Origin of the sequence: Mycobacterium branderi, assembly GCF_010728725.1 — a bacterium.
In the GTDB taxonomy this organism is placed as follows: Bacteria; Actinomycetota; Actinomycetes; order Mycobacteriales; family Mycobacteriaceae; genus Mycobacterium; species Mycobacterium branderi.
Map to the genome: position 1 here is coordinate 3,830,204 of NZ_AP022606.1, position 18,895 is coordinate 3,849,098.

General features: G+C 68.4%; 15 protein-coding genes and 1 pseudogene. 11 read left to right on the forward strand and 5 right to left on the reverse strand.

Annotated elements, in window-relative coordinates:
• Position 1: 1 nt before the first annotated feature.
• The 3 genes and pseudogenes from G6N47_RS18695 to G6N47_RS18705 all read left to right on the forward strand — a co-directional run bounded on the left by G6N47_RS18695 (position 2) and on the right by G6N47_RS18705 (position 4,241).
• Positions 2-733: an ABC transporter ATP-binding protein gene (locus tag G6N47_RS18695; RefSeq protein WP_083131905.1), complete on the forward strand. Its 732-nt coding sequence runs from the start codon at positions 2-4 to the stop codon at positions 731-733.
• A pseudogene (locus G6N47_RS18700) lies at positions 717-1,358 on the forward strand (PhnD/SsuA/transferrin family substrate-binding protein); the annotation flags it as partial. The gene G6N47_RS18695 and the pseudogene G6N47_RS18700, both read left to right, overlap by 17 nt.
• Positions 1,359-1,595: 237 nt before the next feature.
• Positions 1,596-4,241, forward strand: coding sequence for a LuxR C-terminal-related transcriptional regulator (locus tag G6N47_RS18705; RefSeq protein WP_332108326.1), 2,646 nt, complete (start codon positions 1,596-1,598; stop codon positions 4,239-4,241).
• On the opposite strand, the gene G6N47_RS18710 is transcribed toward G6N47_RS18705, so the two are convergent.
• Together G6N47_RS18710 and G6N47_RS18715 are read right to left on the reverse strand one after the other, a co-directional pair.
• Positions 4,242-5,627: an FAD-dependent oxidoreductase gene (locus G6N47_RS18710; RefSeq protein WP_083131904.1), complete on the reverse strand. Its 1,386-nt coding sequence runs from the start codon at positions 5,625-5,627 to the stop codon at positions 4,242-4,244.
• Positions 5,628-5,632: 5 nt separating this feature from the next.
• Positions 5,633-6,013, reverse strand: coding sequence for a nuclear transport factor 2 family protein (locus G6N47_RS18715; protein WP_139799496.1), 381 nt, complete (start codon positions 6,011-6,013; stop codon positions 5,633-5,635).
• 180 nt (positions 6,014-6,193) lie between these two features.
• Here G6N47_RS18715 and G6N47_RS18720 point away from each other — a divergent pair, with 180 nt between their 5' ends.
• Positions 6,194-7,645 carry a flavin-containing monooxygenase gene (locus tag G6N47_RS18720; protein WP_083132006.1) on the forward strand — a complete coding sequence of 484 codons (1,452 nt, stop codon included), beginning with the start codon at positions 6,194-6,196 and terminating at the stop codon, positions 7,643-7,645.
• Here the strand turns inward: G6N47_RS18720 and G6N47_RS18725 are convergent, their stop codons facing one another.
• Positions 7,646-8,458 carry an SDR family oxidoreductase gene (locus G6N47_RS18725; protein ID WP_083132005.1) on the reverse strand — a complete coding sequence of 271 codons (813 nt, stop codon included), beginning with the start codon at positions 8,456-8,458 and terminating at the stop codon, positions 7,646-7,648.
• Positions 8,459-8,503: 45 nt separating this feature from the next.
• Here G6N47_RS18725 and cobN point away from each other — a divergent pair, with 45 nt between their 5' ends.
• Positions 8,504-12,133, forward strand: a complete 3,630-nt coding sequence (gene cobN, locus G6N47_RS18730; protein WP_083131902.1) for a cobaltochelatase subunit CobN — start codon at positions 8,504-8,506, stop codon at positions 12,131-12,133.
• A 16-nt stretch (positions 12,134-12,149) separates the two neighbouring features.
• On the forward strand, positions 12,150-12,533 hold the full coding sequence (locus G6N47_RS18735) for a PPOX class F420-dependent oxidoreductase (protein ID WP_083131901.1): 384 nt from the start codon (positions 12,150-12,152) through the stop codon (positions 12,531-12,533).
• Here the strand turns inward: G6N47_RS18735 and G6N47_RS18740 are convergent.
• On the reverse strand, positions 12,526-13,230 hold the full coding sequence (locus G6N47_RS18740; RefSeq protein WP_083131900.1) for a dienelactone hydrolase family protein: 705 nt from the start codon (positions 13,228-13,230) through the stop codon (positions 12,526-12,528). The two genes, G6N47_RS18735 and G6N47_RS18740, sit on opposite strands and share 8 nt — an antisense overlap.
• A 68-nt stretch (positions 13,231-13,298) precedes the next feature.
• On the opposite strand from G6N47_RS18740, the gene G6N47_RS18745 reads away from it, so the two are divergent.
• The 4 genes from G6N47_RS18745 to G6N47_RS18760 all read left to right on the forward strand — a co-directional run bounded on the left by G6N47_RS18745 (position 13,299) and on the right by G6N47_RS18760 (position 18,025).
• Entirely contained in the window at positions 13,299-13,727 is a 429-nt protein-coding gene (locus G6N47_RS18745) for an FxsA family protein (protein ID WP_083131899.1), read from the forward strand.
• A gap of 70 nt (positions 13,728-13,797) precedes the next feature.
• Positions 13,798-15,330, forward strand: a complete 1,533-nt coding sequence (locus tag G6N47_RS18750) for an amidohydrolase (RefSeq protein ID WP_083132004.1) — start codon at positions 13,798-13,800, stop codon at positions 15,328-15,330.
• Positions 15,323-17,227 carry an apolipoprotein N-acyltransferase gene (gene lnt / locus G6N47_RS18755; RefSeq protein WP_083131898.1) on the forward strand — a complete coding sequence of 635 codons (1,905 nt, stop codon included), beginning with the start codon at positions 15,323-15,325 and terminating at the stop codon, positions 17,225-17,227. The genes G6N47_RS18750 and lnt overlap by 8 nt, the downstream gene beginning before the upstream one ends.
• Positions 17,228-17,248: 21 nt before the next feature.
• Positions 17,249-18,025: a polyprenol monophosphomannose synthase gene (locus tag G6N47_RS18760; protein WP_083131897.1), complete on the forward strand. Its 777-nt coding sequence runs from the start codon at positions 17,249-17,251 to the stop codon at positions 18,023-18,025.
• A gap of 28 nt (positions 18,026-18,053) precedes the next feature.
• On the opposite strand, the gene rbpA is transcribed toward G6N47_RS18760, so the two are convergent.
• Entirely contained in the window at positions 18,054-18,392 is a 339-nt protein-coding gene (rbpA, locus tag G6N47_RS18765; protein ID WP_057003129.1) for an RNA polymerase-binding protein RbpA, read from the reverse strand.
• 132 nt (positions 18,393-18,524) lie between these two features.
• Between rbpA and G6N47_RS29330 the strand changes: the two genes are divergently transcribed.
• Positions 18,525-18,863, forward strand: a complete 339-nt coding sequence (locus G6N47_RS29330) for a hypothetical protein (RefSeq protein WP_083131896.1) — start codon at positions 18,525-18,527, stop codon at positions 18,861-18,863.
• The last annotated feature ends 32 nt before the right edge of the window (positions 18,864-18,895 follow it).

Here is an 18,895-nt window from a genome sequence, read left to right on the forward strand (position 1 = left end):
TGTGACAGCTACTTTGACAGCCAGTCGGGAGGACACCGATGTCGCCGGACAGCTGCGTCACGTCGACAAGTGGTACGGCAACCGTCATGTACTCGTCGACGTCTCATTGCAGATCAGACGAGGCGAGATCGTTGCCCTTGTCGGGCGCAGTGGCTCGGGCAAGTCCACACTGCTGCGGGTGCTGGCCGGGCTGTCGACGGATCACACCGGCGAACGTATGACCGCCGGCGCGCCGGCGCTGGCGTTCCAGGAGCCGCGACTGTTTCCCTGGCGCGACGTGCGCACCAACGTCGGCTACGGGCTCACCCGGACCCGGCTGTCTGCGCCGCAGATTCGACAGCGCGCCGAGCGGGCACTTGCCGACGTCGGGCTCGCCGACCGCGCGGATGCATGGCCGCTGACACTCTCGGGCGGTCAGGCGCAACGGGTTTCGTTGGCCCGGGCACTGGTGGCCGAGCCACAGCTGTTGCTGCTCGACGAACCATTCGGTGCGCTCGATGCATTGACTCGGCTGACCATGCACGCCTTGCTCTTGGAGCTGTGGCGCCGTCACGGGTTTGGTGTCCTGTTGGTCACCCACGACGTCGACGAAGCCCTGGCGCTCGCCGATCGCGTGTTGGTCCTCGAGAACGGCCGGGTGATTCATGCATTGACCATCGACCATCCCCGCGCGTCGCATAACGAGCGGTATCGCGCCGAACTGCTTGGCCAGTTGGGGGTGCCGCCGCGGTGATGCCGAAGGTGTGGCACGTATTGCTCGTGCTGAGTTTGGTTGTCACCGGGTGTGTTTCGCGCCACGAGTCGAGGCGGCCACCGCGGGCAAGATCGACTTCGCGATCACCGGCAACACCCCGCCGATCTTCGGGGCCGCGAGCAACGCCAAGGTCAAGGCCGTCTCCGCCTACGGCGGCGGTGGTGCGGGCAATCGGATTCTGGTGCATGCCGATTCGCCGATCCGCTCGGTCGCGGACCTGCGCGGCAAGACGATCATCGTCGGCAAAGGCAGCTCGTCGCACGGCAACGTGCTCGCGCAGCTGGACAAGGCCGGCTTGCGGCCCTCCGACGTGAAGTTCGTATACCTGCAACCGGCGGACGCGCTGTCCGCCTTCGCGCAACACCAAGCCGAGGCATGGGCCATCTGGGACCCTTACACCGCGCAGGCCGAGCAGCAGATTCCGGTGCGCAGTATCGCCGAGGCCTAGGGAGTCACCAACGGGGACTGGATCGGCGTCGCCTCCGAACAGCGGCTGGCCGACCTGTTCGCGGCATCGGGCCAGATCCAGTCGTCGCCGAGGTTCGCCAACTGGGCAGACCGGCGGTTCAACGACGTCGTGCGACCCTATCTCGCCAGGCCGTAAGCACCGAATGCGGAAAAACATCCGGTAGATTGGACGATTCTTCTACAATCCGGAGCGCGGGAGCCCCCGTAACGGCACCAGGTAGAAGGGCTGACCATGGGGTTGCGGGATCACCAGGAAAGCCGGACTGCCGAGCACGCCCGCCGCGGCTACCACGCATGGGCAAATTCGCGCGGGCGGATTGGTCCGGGCGTACTCTGCCCCCAACAGCGCGTGGCTCAGGAGGCTCTGTATCCGGTGCAAACAGAGACCGCGTCGAAGTGGCCGCTAGTCGCCCGTGATGACGAGTTCCGCCAGGCAATGGCCGCACTCGGCGACGACTCGGAATTCCGGGGCGTCGCATTGGTCGGTGCCAGCGGGGTGGGCAAATCGACGCTCGGCCGCGCGCTCGCGGCGGCTGTCGAAGCGCGAGGGGAGACGGTGCGCTTCGTGCTGGGCACCGAAACGGGCCGCGAGGTGCCGTTGGGCGCATTCTCGCGCGCCGTCACCGTCGACGCGGCGCATGAGCCCGCCACGATGCTGGCCGCCGCGCACGCGACCCTGGAAAAGGATGCGAACCTCGTGGTCGTCGTCGACGACGCCCAGCTGCTCGACCCGCTGTCGGCCACGTTGGTGTATCAGCTCGCGGTCAACGGCAGCGCGCGCCTGGTCGTGACGATCCGGTCGGGCGAGCCGGTGCTCGACGCGGTGACGGCGCTGAGCAAAGAACGGCTGTTGCTGACCCTGCACATCGACGCGTTCACCCCCGAGCAGACCGGGGAGCTGGCGCGCCGAGTGCTGGGCGGTGTGGTCGAGCAGCGATTGGTCGACGAGCTCTACGCCCGCAGCGGCGGAAACCTGCTGTTGCTGCGGGGCCTGCTCAGTGCCGGCCGGGAGAACGGGGTGCTGGTCCACGCCGACGACGGCTGGCGGCTTCGCGGCCCGCTGCGCGCGGACCGCGAACTCTACGACTTGCTCGAGTTTCGGCTGCGATCCCTGACTCCCGAAGAGCTGGAAGCGGTGGAGATCTTGGCCACCGGAGAGCTGCTGGACTGGGAGATCCTGCGCGGGCTTTGCGACGCGGACGCGGTGGCCCGTCTGGAGCGTCGGGGCATGATCCAACTGCTCGCCGACGGATCCGAGACCGTTGTGCAGTTGAATCACCCCGTTCTGGGGGACGCCGCAATCCGGCTCGCCGGTGTGGTTCGCTCGCGGCAACTCAATGGTCTTCTGGCACAAGCACTTCAGAAACACCTGCGAGCCGGAGGGCGTCGTTCGCGACTGCCCGACCTGCGTGGCCAGATCCGGCTGGCGCAGTTCATGATGCGAAGCGACTTGGAGCCGGACCTCGACGTGATCATCACCGCCGCGGCAAGCGCGGTCACCATGTCGAACCTCGGCTACGGCGAAGAGTTGGCCCGATACGCACTGGACTGCGGCGGCGGTTTACGGGCCGCCATCGTGCTCGCCGACGCGTTGAGCTGGCAGGGGCGCGGTGACGAAGCCGAGGTGGTGCTGTCCGGGTTCGACCCCGACAGCGGCGACGAGCTGCTGACCATGCGGTGGGGTTGTCTGCGTGCGGCGAACCTGTTCTGGCAGTGCGGGCGAACCGACGCCGCCCAACGGGTGCTCGAAAACGTCAGGGGCCGCGTCGGTTCCGAGGCAAGCGGCGCGATGGCGATGGCCCTGCAGGTCTCGTTTGCGTTCTTCTCCGGTGACGTCGCGACCACCATCGAAGTGGGTCCGAGCCTGTGCGCATCCAGCGTGCTTCCGTTGGCGACGGTGTGGGCGGCGGTGCCGACGGCTTGTGCGTTGGCCGGCGTCGGCCGGTTCGGCGAGGTCGCGCCCATCGTCGACGCCGGATTGCGGGCCGCGACGTCCAGCGAGTCCGGGCCGCAGCGGTTCGCCCTCGGCTTGGCCGAGGTGATGGCGCACACGGCCGCCGGTGATCAGCAGGCGGCCGAAGCGGCGGCGGAACGGTACGCCGCGATGGCTGCCGGTGTGCCCGCGGCAGACGCCATGGTGGCCGCGATATTCGGGCTCGTGCACCTTGCCGGCGGCGAGCTGCCCGCCGCGTGCTCGGCATTTGCCGACTCGATATCCGGTTTGTCGCAAGGCTTTCCGTCGGCATGGATGATGCTGGTCACCGCCTGGCAGGCGCAGGCCGAAGGTGCGCGGGGAGACAGCGACGCGGCAGCCGCCGCGTTGGACAAATCCCGGCAAGCCTATGGCCCGCAGGTTGCGGTATTCCTGCCGGAGCTCGAGTTGGCGCGAGCCTGGGAGCGAGCGTGCGCCGGCGAAACCACTGCGGCCCAATCGCATGCGATACATGCGGCGCAGATTGCACGGCGATCCGGGTTGCCCACCGTCGAGATGCGGGCACTGCACACCGCCGTACGGTTCGGCGATCGCTCGCATGCCTCGCGGCTGGGCGAGCTCGCCAAGACGCTGAACACTCCGATGGCGGAGGCGATCGCGGCACATGCGCGCGGGCTTGCCGGCCACGACGGCGATCAGTTGGACTTCGCGGCAGACCGCTTCGCGGAGGTCGGTGCGCTGACGCTTGCCGCCGACGCGGCCGCGCAGGCGGCGCGTGAGCACGACCGCAGCGGCCGCCGCGGCAAGGAGCTGGAGTCGTCAACCCGGGCGCACTGGCTGGCCAGCCAGTACGAAATACGAACTCCGGCGGTCAAAGCCGCGGCACGCCCGCTTCCGATCACCGACCGTGAACGCGAGATCGCGATGTTGGTGGCGAGCGGCTTGTCCAACCGCCAGATCGCCGATCGGCTGTCGGTGTCGGTGCGAACGGTGGACGGGCACCTGTACCGCACGTTCGCCAAGCTGGGGATTGAGCGACGCGACCAGCTGGTGAACTTGCTCAATGGGGTCCGGTCCGCCAGGTAGTTATCCCGCAACCAATTCCGGCTCGGGGACCGCGGCCTCAAGTCGGGCCTGGCGCCGGCCTGTGGTGGCAACCCGCGCGATAACCGACGGCCGCAGCAACCGCGTCGGCGGGTCGACGAGGTTCATCACCCGCACGAATTCTTCGGTGACGACCGGATCGGATGCGGCGGCGGCAAGCACGTGCGCGGTGTACCAATTCGACAATCGCATGGACACCGAACGTCGTCCCTGGGCCTGAGGCAGGGCAAGGTCCGCACCCGAAGCCATCTTCCAGACCGACTTGATCGTCTTGGCGGCTGCGCGGAAAAACCGCCGGGGCAGATCGTGGTCTCCGCGAAGCAGGCAGTCGCGCAAGGCAATTGCCTCCAGGGCGGCCACCGACATGCCTTGTCCGTAGACCGGATTGAAGCTACAGATCGCGTCTCCGAAGACCAGCAGCCCGGCCGGGAAGTGCAGCATCTTGTCGTAGCGTCGCCACTTGCTGGCGGGGTAACGGTGATGGCACGGCTCGGACAGCGGCTCGGCCGCTTTCATCGCGGCGATCATCGGTGCCGGGGCGAACTGCTCGGCAAAGCTAATCATGCCGGCCGGATCGGCAGGGGGTTCGTGTCCGCTGAGACCGGCCAGCGTGAGCATCCAGGTGTCGTTTTCGTAGGCGAACAGCGCCCCGCCGGTCGGCCGGTCCGGCAACGGACCGATCAGAATCAGCTTTTCGTCGAGCGTGTTCGGCGGTATCCGCAACATCTGACTGACGTAGGCCACCTTGACCACGATGTGTTCCTCGGGCGGACGCCGATAGCCCAAATTCTCCAGGAACGCCGGTGTCCGCGCGGCACGGCCCGTCGCATCGACGACGAGATCGGCTTCCATGAAGACGTTCTCGCCGGTGTCGCGATCCGCCACCAGCGCGCCGGCCACTCGACCGGTCCCGTCGCCGAACAAGTTGACCACGTCGTGGCCGTCGAGCAGCGTCACGTTGGCGAACCGTCGCAACCGCGCCCGCACATGCGACTCCAGAAACGGCCTGCTGGCCAGGTATGAGGTCACCGCGCCCGGGTCGGCGAATCTGCCCGAGCGGTTCAGGTCATGGCCGGCGAAGCGAAGCCACACGCGTGTACCGTCGCCGCCCTCCAGGACGTTGGCGCCCGCGGTGACGAGCTCGTCGAGCAGTTCGGGAAACAGCTCGTCCAGAATGCGCGAGCCTGTGCTCAGCAGACCGTGAACGTGGCGGCTCTGCGGCACGCCGCGCCGGTGCACCGCGTCGTGTCGCAGAGTGTCGCGCTCCACCACCGTGACGGTGGAGTAGAAGTCGGCCAGAACGCGGGCGGCCAGCAACCCGCCCATGCTTGCGCCCAGGACGACGGCGTGATCGCCGACCTTGCCCATCGCGATCAGGCTTGCAGCTTCGCGAATTTGGCGCTGTCGGTGTGGATTTCACCGCGCACGACTTTGCCGTCGCCGTCGAACTTCAGCACGTTGACGAACGGCGATTCGGCGCTGCCTTTGTCATTGCCGAAACGGACGGTGCCGAGCACCACGACGTAGTCGCCGCCGTCGATGTATGTGTCCGGTTCGACGCTCACCGTGGACCAGTAGTCCGGCAGCCGGCCCATCATCTCGATGATGGCGTCGCGGCCGTGGATCTCCCCGCCGGGCGGAATCTCGTCGGAGGACACCCAGACCGCGTCTTGGGCGTAGGACTCCTTCAATGTGGCCAAATCCCCGCGGCTGAACGCTTCGTGTGCCGACCTGGCGGTATCGACGTTCGACATTTCGCTGGCCTCCCTGGTCGTGTTTCGGGTGCGCAGCACCCTGGTGACCAGTCGACTATTCCGCCGACGCGGCGAGCGCGAATAGGGTAGTCGGCTACCTCAATTCCCGATGGCGGGGGCGGACCGGCTTACGCGACGTAGGATCAGGCCAGCCCACGTCTGGAGATTCTGGTGGTTGACATCGCGGACAAACGCCCCTTGAAGATCGCGATCATCGGCGCCGGCATGTCGGGCCTGTGCATGGCGGTCAAGTTGCAACAGGCCGGCATCGACTCGTACACCATATTCGAGAAGGCCGACGACGTCGGCGGAACCTGGCGCGACAACACCTACCCGGGACTCACCTGCGACGTGCCGTCGCGGTATTACTCCTATTCGTTTCGACCCAACCCGGACTGGTCGCATCTGCTGCCGCCGGGTCCGGAGATCCAGGCCTACTTCCGAAGGGTGGCCGACGAGCGGGCCATCCGCCCGCACATCAGGTTCGGCACCGACGTCACGTCGGCACGATACGACGACGGGCGCTGGCGGCTGACCACCGCCGACGGCGAGGAGTTCTTCGACGTGCTCATCACCGCCACCGGCGTGCTGCGGGTACCCCGTTATCCGGACATCCCGGGCCGGGAGACGTTCGCGGGTCCGGCTTTTCATTCGTCGCGCTGGGATCATTCGGTTTCCTTGCCGGACAAGCGGATCGGGTTGATCGGCACGGGATCGACCGGTGTGCAGATCGTCGCGGAGCTCGGTGGCAAGGTCCGGGCACTGACGGTGTTTCAGCGCACCGCGCAGTGGATCTGCCCGATGCCCAACCTGCGCTACTCTGCGCTGACCCGGGCGGCGTTGCGCCGCTGGCCGCGGCTAAACGATGTGCCGTATCGATTTTGGGGTTGGTACGTGCGGCGCATGTTCGGCCGGGCACCGATTCGTCCCGGCTTCCAGCGCAGACTCTTTCAGGTTCAATGCCGATGGAATCTGCGGCTCTCGGTGCGCGACCCGGCATTACGGGCCAAGCTCACCCCGAAGGACCAGCCGATGTGCAAGCGGCTGATCTTTGCCGGCCACTTCTACCGATCCGTGCAGCAGCCGGGCGTCGAGGTGGTCACCGACGCGATCGACCACATCGAGCCGCGCGGTGTCGTCACCGCCGACGGCGTCCTGCACGAGCTGGACCTACTCGTCTACGCCACCGGCTTCGACGCCCGCGCCTATGTGCGGCCGCTGCAGCTGATCGGCGAAGGCGGGCTCGCTCTGGAGGAAGCCTGGGCCGACGGGCCACAGGCATACCGGTCGGTCGCAGTGCCCGGCTTCCCGAACCTGTTCATGCTGATGGGCCCGCACTCGCCGATCGGCAACCAGTCGCTGGTGCCGATCGCGGAGGATCAGGCCGACTATGCGATGTGGTGGATCAACCAGATCCGGGACGGAAACATCCGTGCCGCCGCGCCCACCGAGGTGGCCACCAAGGACTACAACGAGAGCATGAAAGCCGCGATGCCGCAAACGATCTGGGTCACCGGCTGCAACAGCTGGTATCTGGGCAAGGACGGTCTGCCCGAGTTGTTCCCGTGGGAACCCGAGCGTCACCGCGAACTACTGCGTGAGCCCGATCTCGCCGACTTCGACGTCCGCTGATCAGGACGTCCCGGACCGCTTCGCATACCCGGTGCGCTGCCCGACATCCACGGTGGTGAACACCCGCTCGCTACCCAATGCTCGGCCGAGCGCCTCGCCCAGTCGCTGCGGCAGGAAACGTTGAACGGCCACTGCGGCGCCTATCGAGCGCGGAACCAACACGCGCGCTTTCGGTTTGACGATCAGGTTGGCCACCGCCTTGGCGACGTCGTCGGGCTCGGCGTTGCGGAATCCCTTCGCGTGTCCCACGCCGGCGATCATCTCGGTATTCGTCAACGTCGGTAGCACCGCGGAGAAGTGGACGCCGCTGCCGCGGTTTTCCAGGCGGACGGTGTCGGTGAATCCGAGCACGGCATGCTTGGTGGCGCAATAGGTGGCAATGCCGGCCGTCGGCAGCACGCTGCCAAGCGACGCGATGTTGATGACGTGACCGCGACCGCGCGGCAGCATGCGCTGCGCGGCCAGCTTGGTCCCCAGGATCACGCCGTAGATGTTGACGTCCAGCAGCCGCTTGGTGACGGCGTCGGACTCCTCGACCGCGCTGCCCACCGCGATGACGCCGGCGTTGTTCACCAAGACGTCGATGGGCCCGAGTTGCTCTTCGACCGCGTCGAGGAAATCGGTGAAGGACTGGCGGTCCGTCACGTCCAGGCGGCGGTGGCAATCCAGGCCGACGCCGGCCTCGGTGGCCGCCGTTTCGTCGACGTCGCCGATCGCCACCTCGGCGCCCAATCCGTGCAGAAGGCTCGCGGTAGCCAAGCCGATGCCCCGAGCACCGCCGGTGATCGCGACGACCTTTCCCGCGACAGGCATGGGCCACATCATTTCACGCCGGCCGGCCTACGGTACGAATGACGAGTGCCCGATCCCACCGTGCTGCTGCTGTCGACGTCCGACACCGACCTGATCACAGCCCGCGCGAGCGGCGCCAACTACCGGTGGGCCAACCCGTCGAGGCTGGTGCCCGACGAACTGCCGGCGCTGCTGGGCAGCGCGGACATCGCGGTGGTTCGGATCCTCGGCGGCTACCGGAGTTGGCAGGACGGCATCGACACGGTGCTGGCCAGCGGCGTGCCGGCCGTGGTGGTCAGCGGGGAGCAGTCGCCGGATGCCGATCTGATGGAGCGCTCCACCACTCCGGCCGGGATCGCGCTGCAAACCCACATCTATCTGGCCCACGGCGGCGTCCCGAACCTGCGCCAACTGCACGCCTTCCTGTCCGACACGCTGCTGATGACGGGGTTCGGGTTCTCGCCGCCGCAGAGCACGCCGACCTGGGGGCTGCTGGACCGCCCAGCCGCCGCACTTGCGATCGGCCCGTCTGATTCGGGCCGACCCGCTGCGCCCGGCTCCGCCGCACTTGCGATCGGCCCGTCGATCGCGGTGCTGTATTACCGCGCCCAGCACCTGGCCGGCAACACCGGATACGTCGAAGCGCTGTGTCGGGCGATCGAGACCGCCGGTGGCCGGCCGCTGCCGGTGTACTGCGCGTCGCTGCGCACCGCCGAACCCGACATGCTCGAGGTGCTGTCGCAAGCCGACGCGATGGTGGTCACCGTGCTGGCCGCCGGGGGAGTCAAACCCGCGACGGCGTCGGCCGGCGGCGATGACGATTCCTGGAACGTCGAACACCTGGCCGCCCTGGACATCCCGATCCTGCAGGGGCTCTGCCTGACCAGCTCCCGGCAGCAGTGGCACGAGAACGACGACGGGCTCAGCCCCCTCGACGTCGCCAGCCAGGTGGCGCTCCCGGAGTTCGACGGGCGCATCATCACGGTGCCGTTCTCGTTCAAGGAGATTGACGACGAGGGGCTGATCTCCTATGTGGCCGACCCGGAGCGCTGCGCACGGGTCGCCGGGCTGGCCGTCCGGCATGCGCAACTGCGCCGAATAAGCCCCGCCGACAAGCGAATAGCCGTCGTCTTCTCCGCCTATCCGACCAAGCACGCCCGAATCGGCAACGCGGTCGGACTCGACACCCCGGCCAGCGCCGTCGCGCTGCTGAGAGCAATGCGCGAGCACGGATATCACATCGGCGAGCTGCCCGGCGTCGACGCGCAAGATGGCGACGCGCTGGTGCACGCGCTGATCGAACGCGGCGGCCAGGATCCCGACTGGCTGACCGACGGCCAGCTCGCCGGCAACCCGATCCGGGTGTCCGCCAACGATTATCGCGCCTGGTTCGCCACGCTGCCCGCCGAGTTCACCGACGCGGTGCAACAGCACTGGGGGCCACCGCCCGGCGAGCTGTTCGTCGACCGCAGCAACGACCCCGACGGCGAAATCGTCATCGCCGCACTGCAAGCCGGCAACGTCGTGCTGATGGTGCAGCCGCCGCGGGGATTCGGGGAAAACCCGGTGGCGATCTATCACGACCCCGACCTGCCGCCCAGCCATCACTATCTGGCCGCCTACCACTGGCTCGACACCGGGTTCCAAGCGCACGCCGTGCTGCATCTGGGCAAACACGGCAACCTGGAATGGCTGCCCGGCAAGACACTGGGCATGTCGGCGGCATGCGGATCCGACGCTGCGCTGGGCGATCTGCCGCTGGTCTACCCGTTTCTGGTCAACGACCCCGGCGAGGGCACCCAGGCCAAACGGCGAGCGCACGCCGTGCTCGTCGACCACCTCATCCCGCCGATGGCCCGCGCCGAAACCTACGGCGACATCGCCCGGTTAGAGCAACTGCTCGACGAGCACGCCACGATCGCCGCGCTGGATCCCGGCAAGCTGCCCGCGGTCCGCCAGCAGATCTGGACGCTGATCCGCGCCGCCAAGATGGACCACGATCTCGGGCTGTCCGAGCGGCCCGAAGACGACTCGTTCGACGACATGCTGCTGCACGTCGACGGCTGGCTGTGCGAGATCAAGGACGTCCAGATCCGCGACGGCCTGCACATCCTGGGCCAAAAGCCCACTGGCGAACAGGAACTGGATCTGGTGCTGGCGATCCTGCGGGCCCGCCAGCTCTTCGGCGGCGAGCACTCGGTGCCCGGGTTGCGCCAGGCGCTTGGCCTCGCCGAGGACGGCACCGACGAGCGGGTGTGTGTCGACGAGGTCGAGGCCGCGGCACGGCAACTGGTGAAGGCGTTGCAGGACACCGGCTGGGATCCCGACGCCGCCTCGCGCCTCACCGACGACGACGACGTTGCCGCCGTGCTGCGATTCGCCGCCACCGAGGTGGTGCCGCGACTGGCCGGCACCGGTGCCGAAATCGACCAAGTGCTCAGGGCTTTAGACGGCCGGTTCATCGCGGCCGGACCGTCGGGGTCGCCGCTGCGCGGCCTGGTCAACGTGCTGCCCACCGGACGCAACTTCTACTCCGTCGACCCTAAGGCGGTGCCGTCGCGGCTGGCGTGGGAAACCGGTGTGGCGATGGCGGATTCGCTGCTGGCCCGCTACCGCGACGACTACGGCGATTGGCCGCGATCGGTCGGGCTGTCGGTGTGGGGCACTTCGGCGATGCGTACCGCGGGCGACGACATCGCCGAAGTGCTTGCGCTGCTGGGCGTTCGGCCGGTCTGGGACGACGCGTCGCGGCGGGTGGTCGGGCTGACGCCGATCCCACTGACCGAGTTGGGTCGGCCCCGCATCGACGTGACCGTACGGATCTCCGGATTTTTCCGCGACGCGTTCCCGCACGTGGTGACGATGCTCGACGACGCGGTGCGGCTGGTCGCCGACCTCGACGAATCCGACGACGACAACTACGTACGAGCCCACGCCCAGGCCGACATCGCCCAGCATCGCAACGAAAGACGCGCCACCACAAGGATTTTCGGCTCCAAGCCCGGAACCTACGGCGCGGGCCTGTTGCAGCTGATCGACAGCCGCAACTGGCGCGACGACGCCGACCTGGCGCAGGTGTACACGGCGTGGGGCGGATTCGCCTATGGCCGTGGCCTGGACGGCCGGGAAGCCATCGACGACATGAACCGCTCCTACCGGCGGATCGCGGTGGCCGCCAAGAACACCGACACGCGCGAGCATGACATCGCCGACTCCGACGACTACTTCCAATATCACGGCGGCATGGTCGCCACCGTGCGGGCCTTGACCGGTCGGGCACCGGCCGCCTACATCGGCGACAACACCCGCCCCGACGCCGTTCGCACCCGCACGCTCTCGGAGGAAACCAGCCGGGTGTTTCGCGCCCGCGTCGTCAATCCGCGCTGGATGACCGCGATGCGCCGGCACGGTTACAAGGGTGCCTTCGAGATGGCCGCGACGGTCGACTACCTGTTCGGCTACGACGCCACCGCCAATGTGATGGCCGACTGGATGTACGAGCAACTCACCGAGGCCTACGTGCTCGACGCCGAGAACCGCAAATTCATGGCCGAGTCCAATCCGTGGGCGCTGCACGGGATGGCCGAACGGTTGCTGGAGGCGGTCAGCCGCGGCATGTGGGCCGACCCGCAACCCGACACCCTCGACGGGCTGCGTCAGGTGCTGCTGGAAACCGAAGGCGACCTCGAGGGCTAGCCGGTAAATTGGGGCCGTGGCACCCACTTTTGCCGACCTCGCGAAGTCGCGCTATGTCTTGCTGACCACCTTCACCAAGGACGGACGCGCCAAGCCGACTCCGGTATGGGCGGCGCCCGACGGAGACCGGTTGCTGGTCATCAGCGAGGAAAAGTCGTGGAAGGTCAAAAGGATCCGCAACACCCCGCGGGTGACGCTGGCGATCTGCGACCTTCGTGGGCGCCCCAAGAGTGAGCCGATCGAGGCGACGGCCACCATCCTCGAGAAGACCTACAACGGCTCGGTCTACCAGGCCATCGGCGAGAAGTACGGAATCGTCGGCGCGGTGTTCAACTTCTTCAGCAAAATGCGTGGCGGCATGGAGAAGAACGTCGGAATCGAGTTGAGCGCCGCTACGTAGCGTCGTGCAGGTGCTCCCTGAAGAACGCGAAGACCCGCGCCCACGCATCCTGGGTAGCGGCTTGGTTGTAGCCGAAACCGGTGATGCGAAGCAGCGGTTGGGCCGGCAGCTTGTTGGCGAAGCTATGCCCCGCGTGCGGATAGACCTTGACGTCGTTCGGAATGGCCTTCTGCTCGAGAACCCGCTGCAGCTTTTTCGGCGCCCCGATTCCCAGTGGATCCCGACTGCCGAAGCTGGCCACAACGGGGCACGCCCCGTCCAGCACCTCGTTGAGGTGGCGCGGCAACGGCGTGCCGTAGAACGGTGCTGAGGCGCCAAAACCCTTGGGCGACATGACCAATGCGAACTGGCCTCCCATGCAGAAACCGGCGATGCCGACCTTGCCCGAGCACTGCGGCAGCGACAGCAGGTGGTCGCGGGCAGCCAGGATGTCATCTTGTGCGCGACCGGCGCGCTGGGTCATCAACTCCCGCATGACCTTCGGGACGCAGCGTGCCCGTCCGCCGCGCGCGAACAGGTTCGGGGTGATCGCAATGTATCCCGCCGCGGCGATGTGGTCGTTGATCGACTCTTTGTCCGGTCCGTAGCCGATGGCGTCGTGAATCACCACCACGCCCGGAAAGGGGCCTTGCCCGTCGGGAACGTCGAGCAGCGCGTCGATCGGCCCGGCCGGGGTGTCCATCTGAATTGTCGTCACGAAAAGACATCTAACCGCGCTGCGCGCGGCGACGGAACTCCCACAGCGGGCGCGAGCGTTGGCATCACATGGTGGCGCGACTGTTTTTGGTTTACGTCCTCGTCGAGCTCGCGGTGGTGGTGGCGCTGGCCCACACGATCGGGCTCGGGTGGACGCTGCTGGTGCTGCTGGGCACCGTCGTCGCCGGTGCCGCGCTGGCCGGATCGCGGGTCAAGCGTGAGCTCGCGGACCTGGTGGCCGGCCGCAGCCCGGTGACCGACGGCGCGCTGACCGCCCTGGGCGCTGGCCTGCTCGTCGTCCCGGGACTGGTCAGCAGCGCCGTCGGGTTGCTGCTGCTTCTGCCGCCCACGCGAACAGTCGCCCGCCCGCTGGTGGTTGCGATGGTCGCCCGCCGCCTCGGCCGGCCTCTGGTCGCCGCCGGCCGACCCGTCCGGCCCGACGTCATCGACGGCGAGGTCATCGACGTCACCGACGTCGAACCGCCCCGGCTGGCTTAGTTTTGCGGCTGTGACAACCCTGTTGCTGCACGGTCGGGTGCACAGCCCGACCCACCCCGACGCCACCGCGATGGCGGTCCGCGACGGCGTGGTCGCGTGGCTGGGCAGCGACGACGTCGGCCGCAGCCAGTTTCCCGACGCCCAGGTGGTCGACCTCGACGGCGGCTTCGTCGCGCCCGCGTTCGTCGACAGCCACATCCACGTCACCGCCACCGGCCTGACGCTGACCGGCCTGGATCTGCGCGCCGCCGGCTCCAAGCACCATTGCCTGCAGCTGATCGCCGACCACGCCGCCGCCCACCCCGACGAGCTGGTGTGGGGCCACGGCTGGGACGAATCGGCGTGGCCCGACGGCGCACCGCCGTCCACGGCCGAGCTGGATGCGCTGCTCGGCGACCGGCCGGCCTACCTGAGCCGCATCGACGTGCACTCGGCGCTGGCCTCGAGCGCTCTGCGGCGGCAGGTTCCGGGGTTGGCCGCAGCCGACGGCTTTGCCGACGAGCGTCCGCTGGCCGGCGACGCGCATCACCTGGTCCGGGCCGTGGCTCGCGACCTGCTGAGCAGCGCGCAACTGGCCCAAGCCCGCATCGCCGCGCTGGACGCCGCCGCGGCGGTCGGCATCGTCTGTGTGCACGAGTGCGCCGGTCCCGAGATCGGCGGCCCGGACGACTGGCAGGCCCTGCGCGCCGTCGAGCACGGCGTCGACGTGATCGGCTACTGGGGTGAGGCGGTGAGCAGCCCGGCGCGCGCCCGCGAGCTGATGGCCGAGACCGGCGCGCACGGGCTGGGCGGTGACCTGTTCGTCGACGGCGCGGTGGGCTCCCGCACCGCCTGGCTGCGCGAGCCCTACGCCGACGCCCCGGAGACCGCCGGCAACTGCTACCTCGAGCCGGGGGCGCTTACGGCCCATCTGCGGGCCTGCACCGAGGCGGGCGTGACGGCGGGTTTCCACGTCATCGGTGATGCCGCGGTGTCGGCGGCGGTCGCCGCTTTGGAGCGGGTGGTCGACGAGTTCGGGACCATCGCGGTGGCCCGCTGCGGCCACCGGTTGGAGCATCTGGAGATGGTGACCGGCGAGCAGGCGGCCAAGCTGGGCGCGTGGGGCGTCATCGCCAGCATGCAGCCGAACTTCGATGCGTTGTGGGGTGGCGGCGACGGCATGTACGCCCGCCGGCTGGGCAGCGATCGAGGTAGCCAGCTGAACCCGTTTGCGCTGTTAGCATCCCAAGGCGTGCCTCTCGCGTTCGGATCCGACGCCCCGGTGACGGGCCTTGACCCGTGGGCGAGCGTGCGGGCCGCGGCTCACCACCACACCCCGGACAGCGCGCTGTCCGTACGGGCGGCGTTTGCCGCCGCCACCCGCGGAGGGTGGCGCGCCGCCGGGGTTCGCGACGGGCTGACCGGCTCCCTGGCGCCGGGCGCACCCGCGTCCTACGCGGTTTGGGACGTCGGCGAACTCGACGTGGTGGCCCCCGACAACGCCGTCCAGCGCTGGTCGACCGACCCGCGCTCGAGAGTGCCTTTATTGCCGCGCCTGGCGCCCGGCGAAGCGCTTCCGCGCTGCCGGCAAACCGTGCACCGGGGTGCGGTCATCTATGGCTAAAGAAAGGCGGCGCTTCGACGACGCCACCGAGATCCTGCCGCTGGTCAGCGACGACGACACCGGCGAGATCCCCGTGCCGGACGAGGACGAGGACTACGAGGACGTCGATACCGACGACAGCCCCGAATCGCCGAACGGGCTGGGTGACGCGCTACGGGCCCGGCTTTCCGCGCTCGGTCCCGCCCTGCTGGCGCGGCTGCCGAGGATCGGCAACGCGCTGAAGCCACGGCTGCTGCGGCTGGGCGCAACGCTCGCCGCGGCGCTACTGCTCTACGCCAGCTTCCCGGCGACAAACTGGTGGTGGGCCGCCGTCGTCGCGTTCGCGCTGCTGGCCTGGGTGCTGACCCGTCCCGCGACCACACCGGCGGGCGGACTGGGGTACGGCTTTCTGTTCGGGCTGACCTTCTATCTGCCGCTGCTGCCCTGGATCGGCAGCCTGGTCGGCGCGATGCCCTGGATTGCGCTGGCGACGGTGTCGGCCGTATTTCCCGCCATCTTCGGGCTGTCGGCCGTCACGGTGCGCCGGTTGCCCGGCTGGCCGGTGTGGTTCGCGCTGGTGTGGGTGGCCCAGGAGTGGTTGAAGTCGACCGGCCCATTCGGTGGGTTCCCGTGGGGCATCGTCGCATTCGGTCAAACCGATGGCCCCTTCCTGCCGTTGGTCCGGCTCGGTGGCCCCCCGCTGCTGTCGCTGGGAATCGTGCTGATGGGTTGCGCCGCAACCGCAATCGCCGTCGAAATCGTGTCGTGGTGGCAGAGCCCGCATCGGGAGGACCGTGCTCCGGCGGTCATGCTGCCGACGGTCTGCGTATGCGTGGTGTTGTTCGCCGCGATCGCCGTGTGGCCGCCGGTCCGGCATTCCGGGACGGGTTCGGGTAACGAGCCCGCCGTCACCGTCGCCGCGGTGCAGGGCAACGTGCCGCGACTCGGGTTGGACTTCAACTCCCAGCGCCGGGCGGTGCTCGACAACCATGTCCGGGAGACGCGGCGACTGGCCGACGACGTGCATGCCGGTCGGGCCCCGCAGCCCCAATTCGTCGTCTGGCCCGAGGACGCGTCGGACATCGATCCGTTGGCCAATCCCGACGCGGGTCAGCTGATCACCGCGGCAGCGGCGGCGATCGGCGCGCCGATCCTGGTCGGAACCGTGCTCGACATGCCCAACCGGCCGCCGGATCAGCCGGCCTACACCAACACGGTGATCGTCTGGAATCCCGGCAGCGGTCCGGCCGAACGCCACAACAAGCAGATCGTCCAGCCGTTCGGGGAGTATCTGCCGTGGCCGTGGCTCTTCAAGCACCTGTCCGGCTTTGCCGCCTGGGCCGGGCACATGGTGCCGGGCCAGAGCAGCGGCGTGGTGCACGCCGCCGGCATCCCGGTCGGGGTGGCCACCTGCTGGGAAGTGATCTTCGACCGCGCCCCGCGCGAATCGGTGCGCAACGGCGCCCAGGTGCTGGCCATGCCCAGCAACAACGCCACCTTCGACCAGACCATGAGCGAGCAGCAGCTGGCGTTCGACAAGGTGCGCGCCGTCGAGCACGACCGCTACGTCGTCGTCGCCGGCACGGTCGGCATCAGCGCGGTCATCGCGCCGGACGGCCGGGAACTGGACCGGACCGGCTTCTTCGAGCCGGCTTACCTGGACAACCAGGTGCGGCTGAAGACGACGCTGACGCCGGCCACCCGCTGGGGGCCGGTCGTGCAGTGGATCCTGGTCCTGGCGGGCGTCGGCGCCATTCTGGCCGGAATACTGCACAATGGGTGGTTCCCGCGTCCGAATCGCCGCTGGCTTCGGCCAGCGCGACGGGACGCTGCGACCGATGACGAGCCGCCTGACGAGGACCTGATCGACGAGGACGACGAACCGCTCGACGAGGGCGGCCGACATTCCGCCCGGTGAGGGCCAGACACAAGGAGCCATATGACGGGCGACCGTCCCACCCAGCGCACCCTGGTGATCATCCCGACCTACAACGAGCGGGAGAATCTGCCGCTGATTCTGCGTCGGCTGCACGATGCCCGCCCCGACGTGCACGTGCTCGTGGTCGACGACAGCAGCCCCGACGGCACCGGGCAGCTAGCCGACGAGCTGGCCCAGGCCGATCCCGAGCGCATCCACGTCATGCACCGCACGGTCAAGAACGGCCTCGGGGCGGCCTACCTGGAAGGATTCGCCTGGGGCCTGAGCAGGCAGTACACGACGCTGGTCGAGATGGACGCCGACGGCAGCCACGCGCCCGAGCAGCTGCACCGCCTGCTGGAGGCCGTGGACGCCGGCGCCGACCTGGCGATCGGTTCGCGCTACGTCGACGGCGGGACGGTCCGCAACTGGCCGTGGCGGCGCATCGTGCTGTCCAAGGTGGCCAATACCTATTCACGCCTGCTGTTGGGCATCGGTGTCCACGACATCACCGCCGGCTACCGCGCCTACCGGCGCGCGGTGCTGGAGAAGCTCGACCTCGACGCCGTCGACTCCAAGGGCTACTGCTTCCAGATCGACCTGACCTATCGCACGGTCAGCAACGGGTTCACCGTCGTCGAAGTCCCGATCACGTTCACCGAGCGAGAACTCGGGGTGTCCAAGATGAGCGGGTCCAACGTCCGCGAAGCGCTGGTCAAAGTCGCCCAGTGGGGGATCAGCGGACGGCTCCACCGCCAACCGCGGGAGTGCGTGTCGCCGGTCGACACGCCGGACTAATTCCCGGGTTTGCGCACCTTCGCCGAAGTCAGCTACCGCGGCGGCGCGACCTGATCAGCTCGAGGCGCTCCTTGAGCAGCTCCTCGAGCTCCTCGATCGAGCGGCGCTCCAGCAGCATGTCCCAGTGCGTGCGCGGCGGCTTGACCTTCTTCGGCTCGGGCAGGTCACCCTCGATCAGGGTGCCTTCCATCCCGTTACGGCACAGCCAAGTGCCGGGGATCTCGGCGTCGTCGGCGAACGGAACGTCGAACTCCTCGCCGTTTTCCGTGCGATACCGCGCAATCTGACGCGGCGCCAGATCGTGATTGCGGTCGGTCTCGTAGCTCACGGCTCCGAGGCGGCTGCCTCTCAGCACACGATCAGCCATCGTCAACACTCCTCTAAGTGCAATTCTCTCCGGGCTGGACAACGCTGTGGCGGTCTGCGCAGTTCCCGGCTATTGCGACGCGACCTCCCATGATACCGGGACCGCCATGCCGAGGGCGTTAAAGTCGGGGCCGTGAGCCGCCGTGCCCGACCGCAGCCCTGCCGTTGGTGTGGCCGCGACGTGACCGACACCGGGATGGGCCGCCGCCGGCAGTACTGCCGCCAGTCCTGTCGACAGCGCGCCTACGAGCAGCGGGCCTCGATGAACGGGGCGAACGGGCCCACGTTGCCGCCCGATGCCGTCGTGCTGTCCGCCGACGAGGCCGCCGACCTGTCCGACCGGGTTTATCAGGTGCGATGTGCCGCCGAAGACGTCGCCACCGCGCTCGAGGAGGGAGCCGGCGCCACCGAACTGCGCGAGCTGTGCGACGCGCTGATGCGGGCGGCCAAAGCGGCCGACGGCTGGCGCTGACCGCGACTGACCGTCTCCAAGCTGTGACCTGT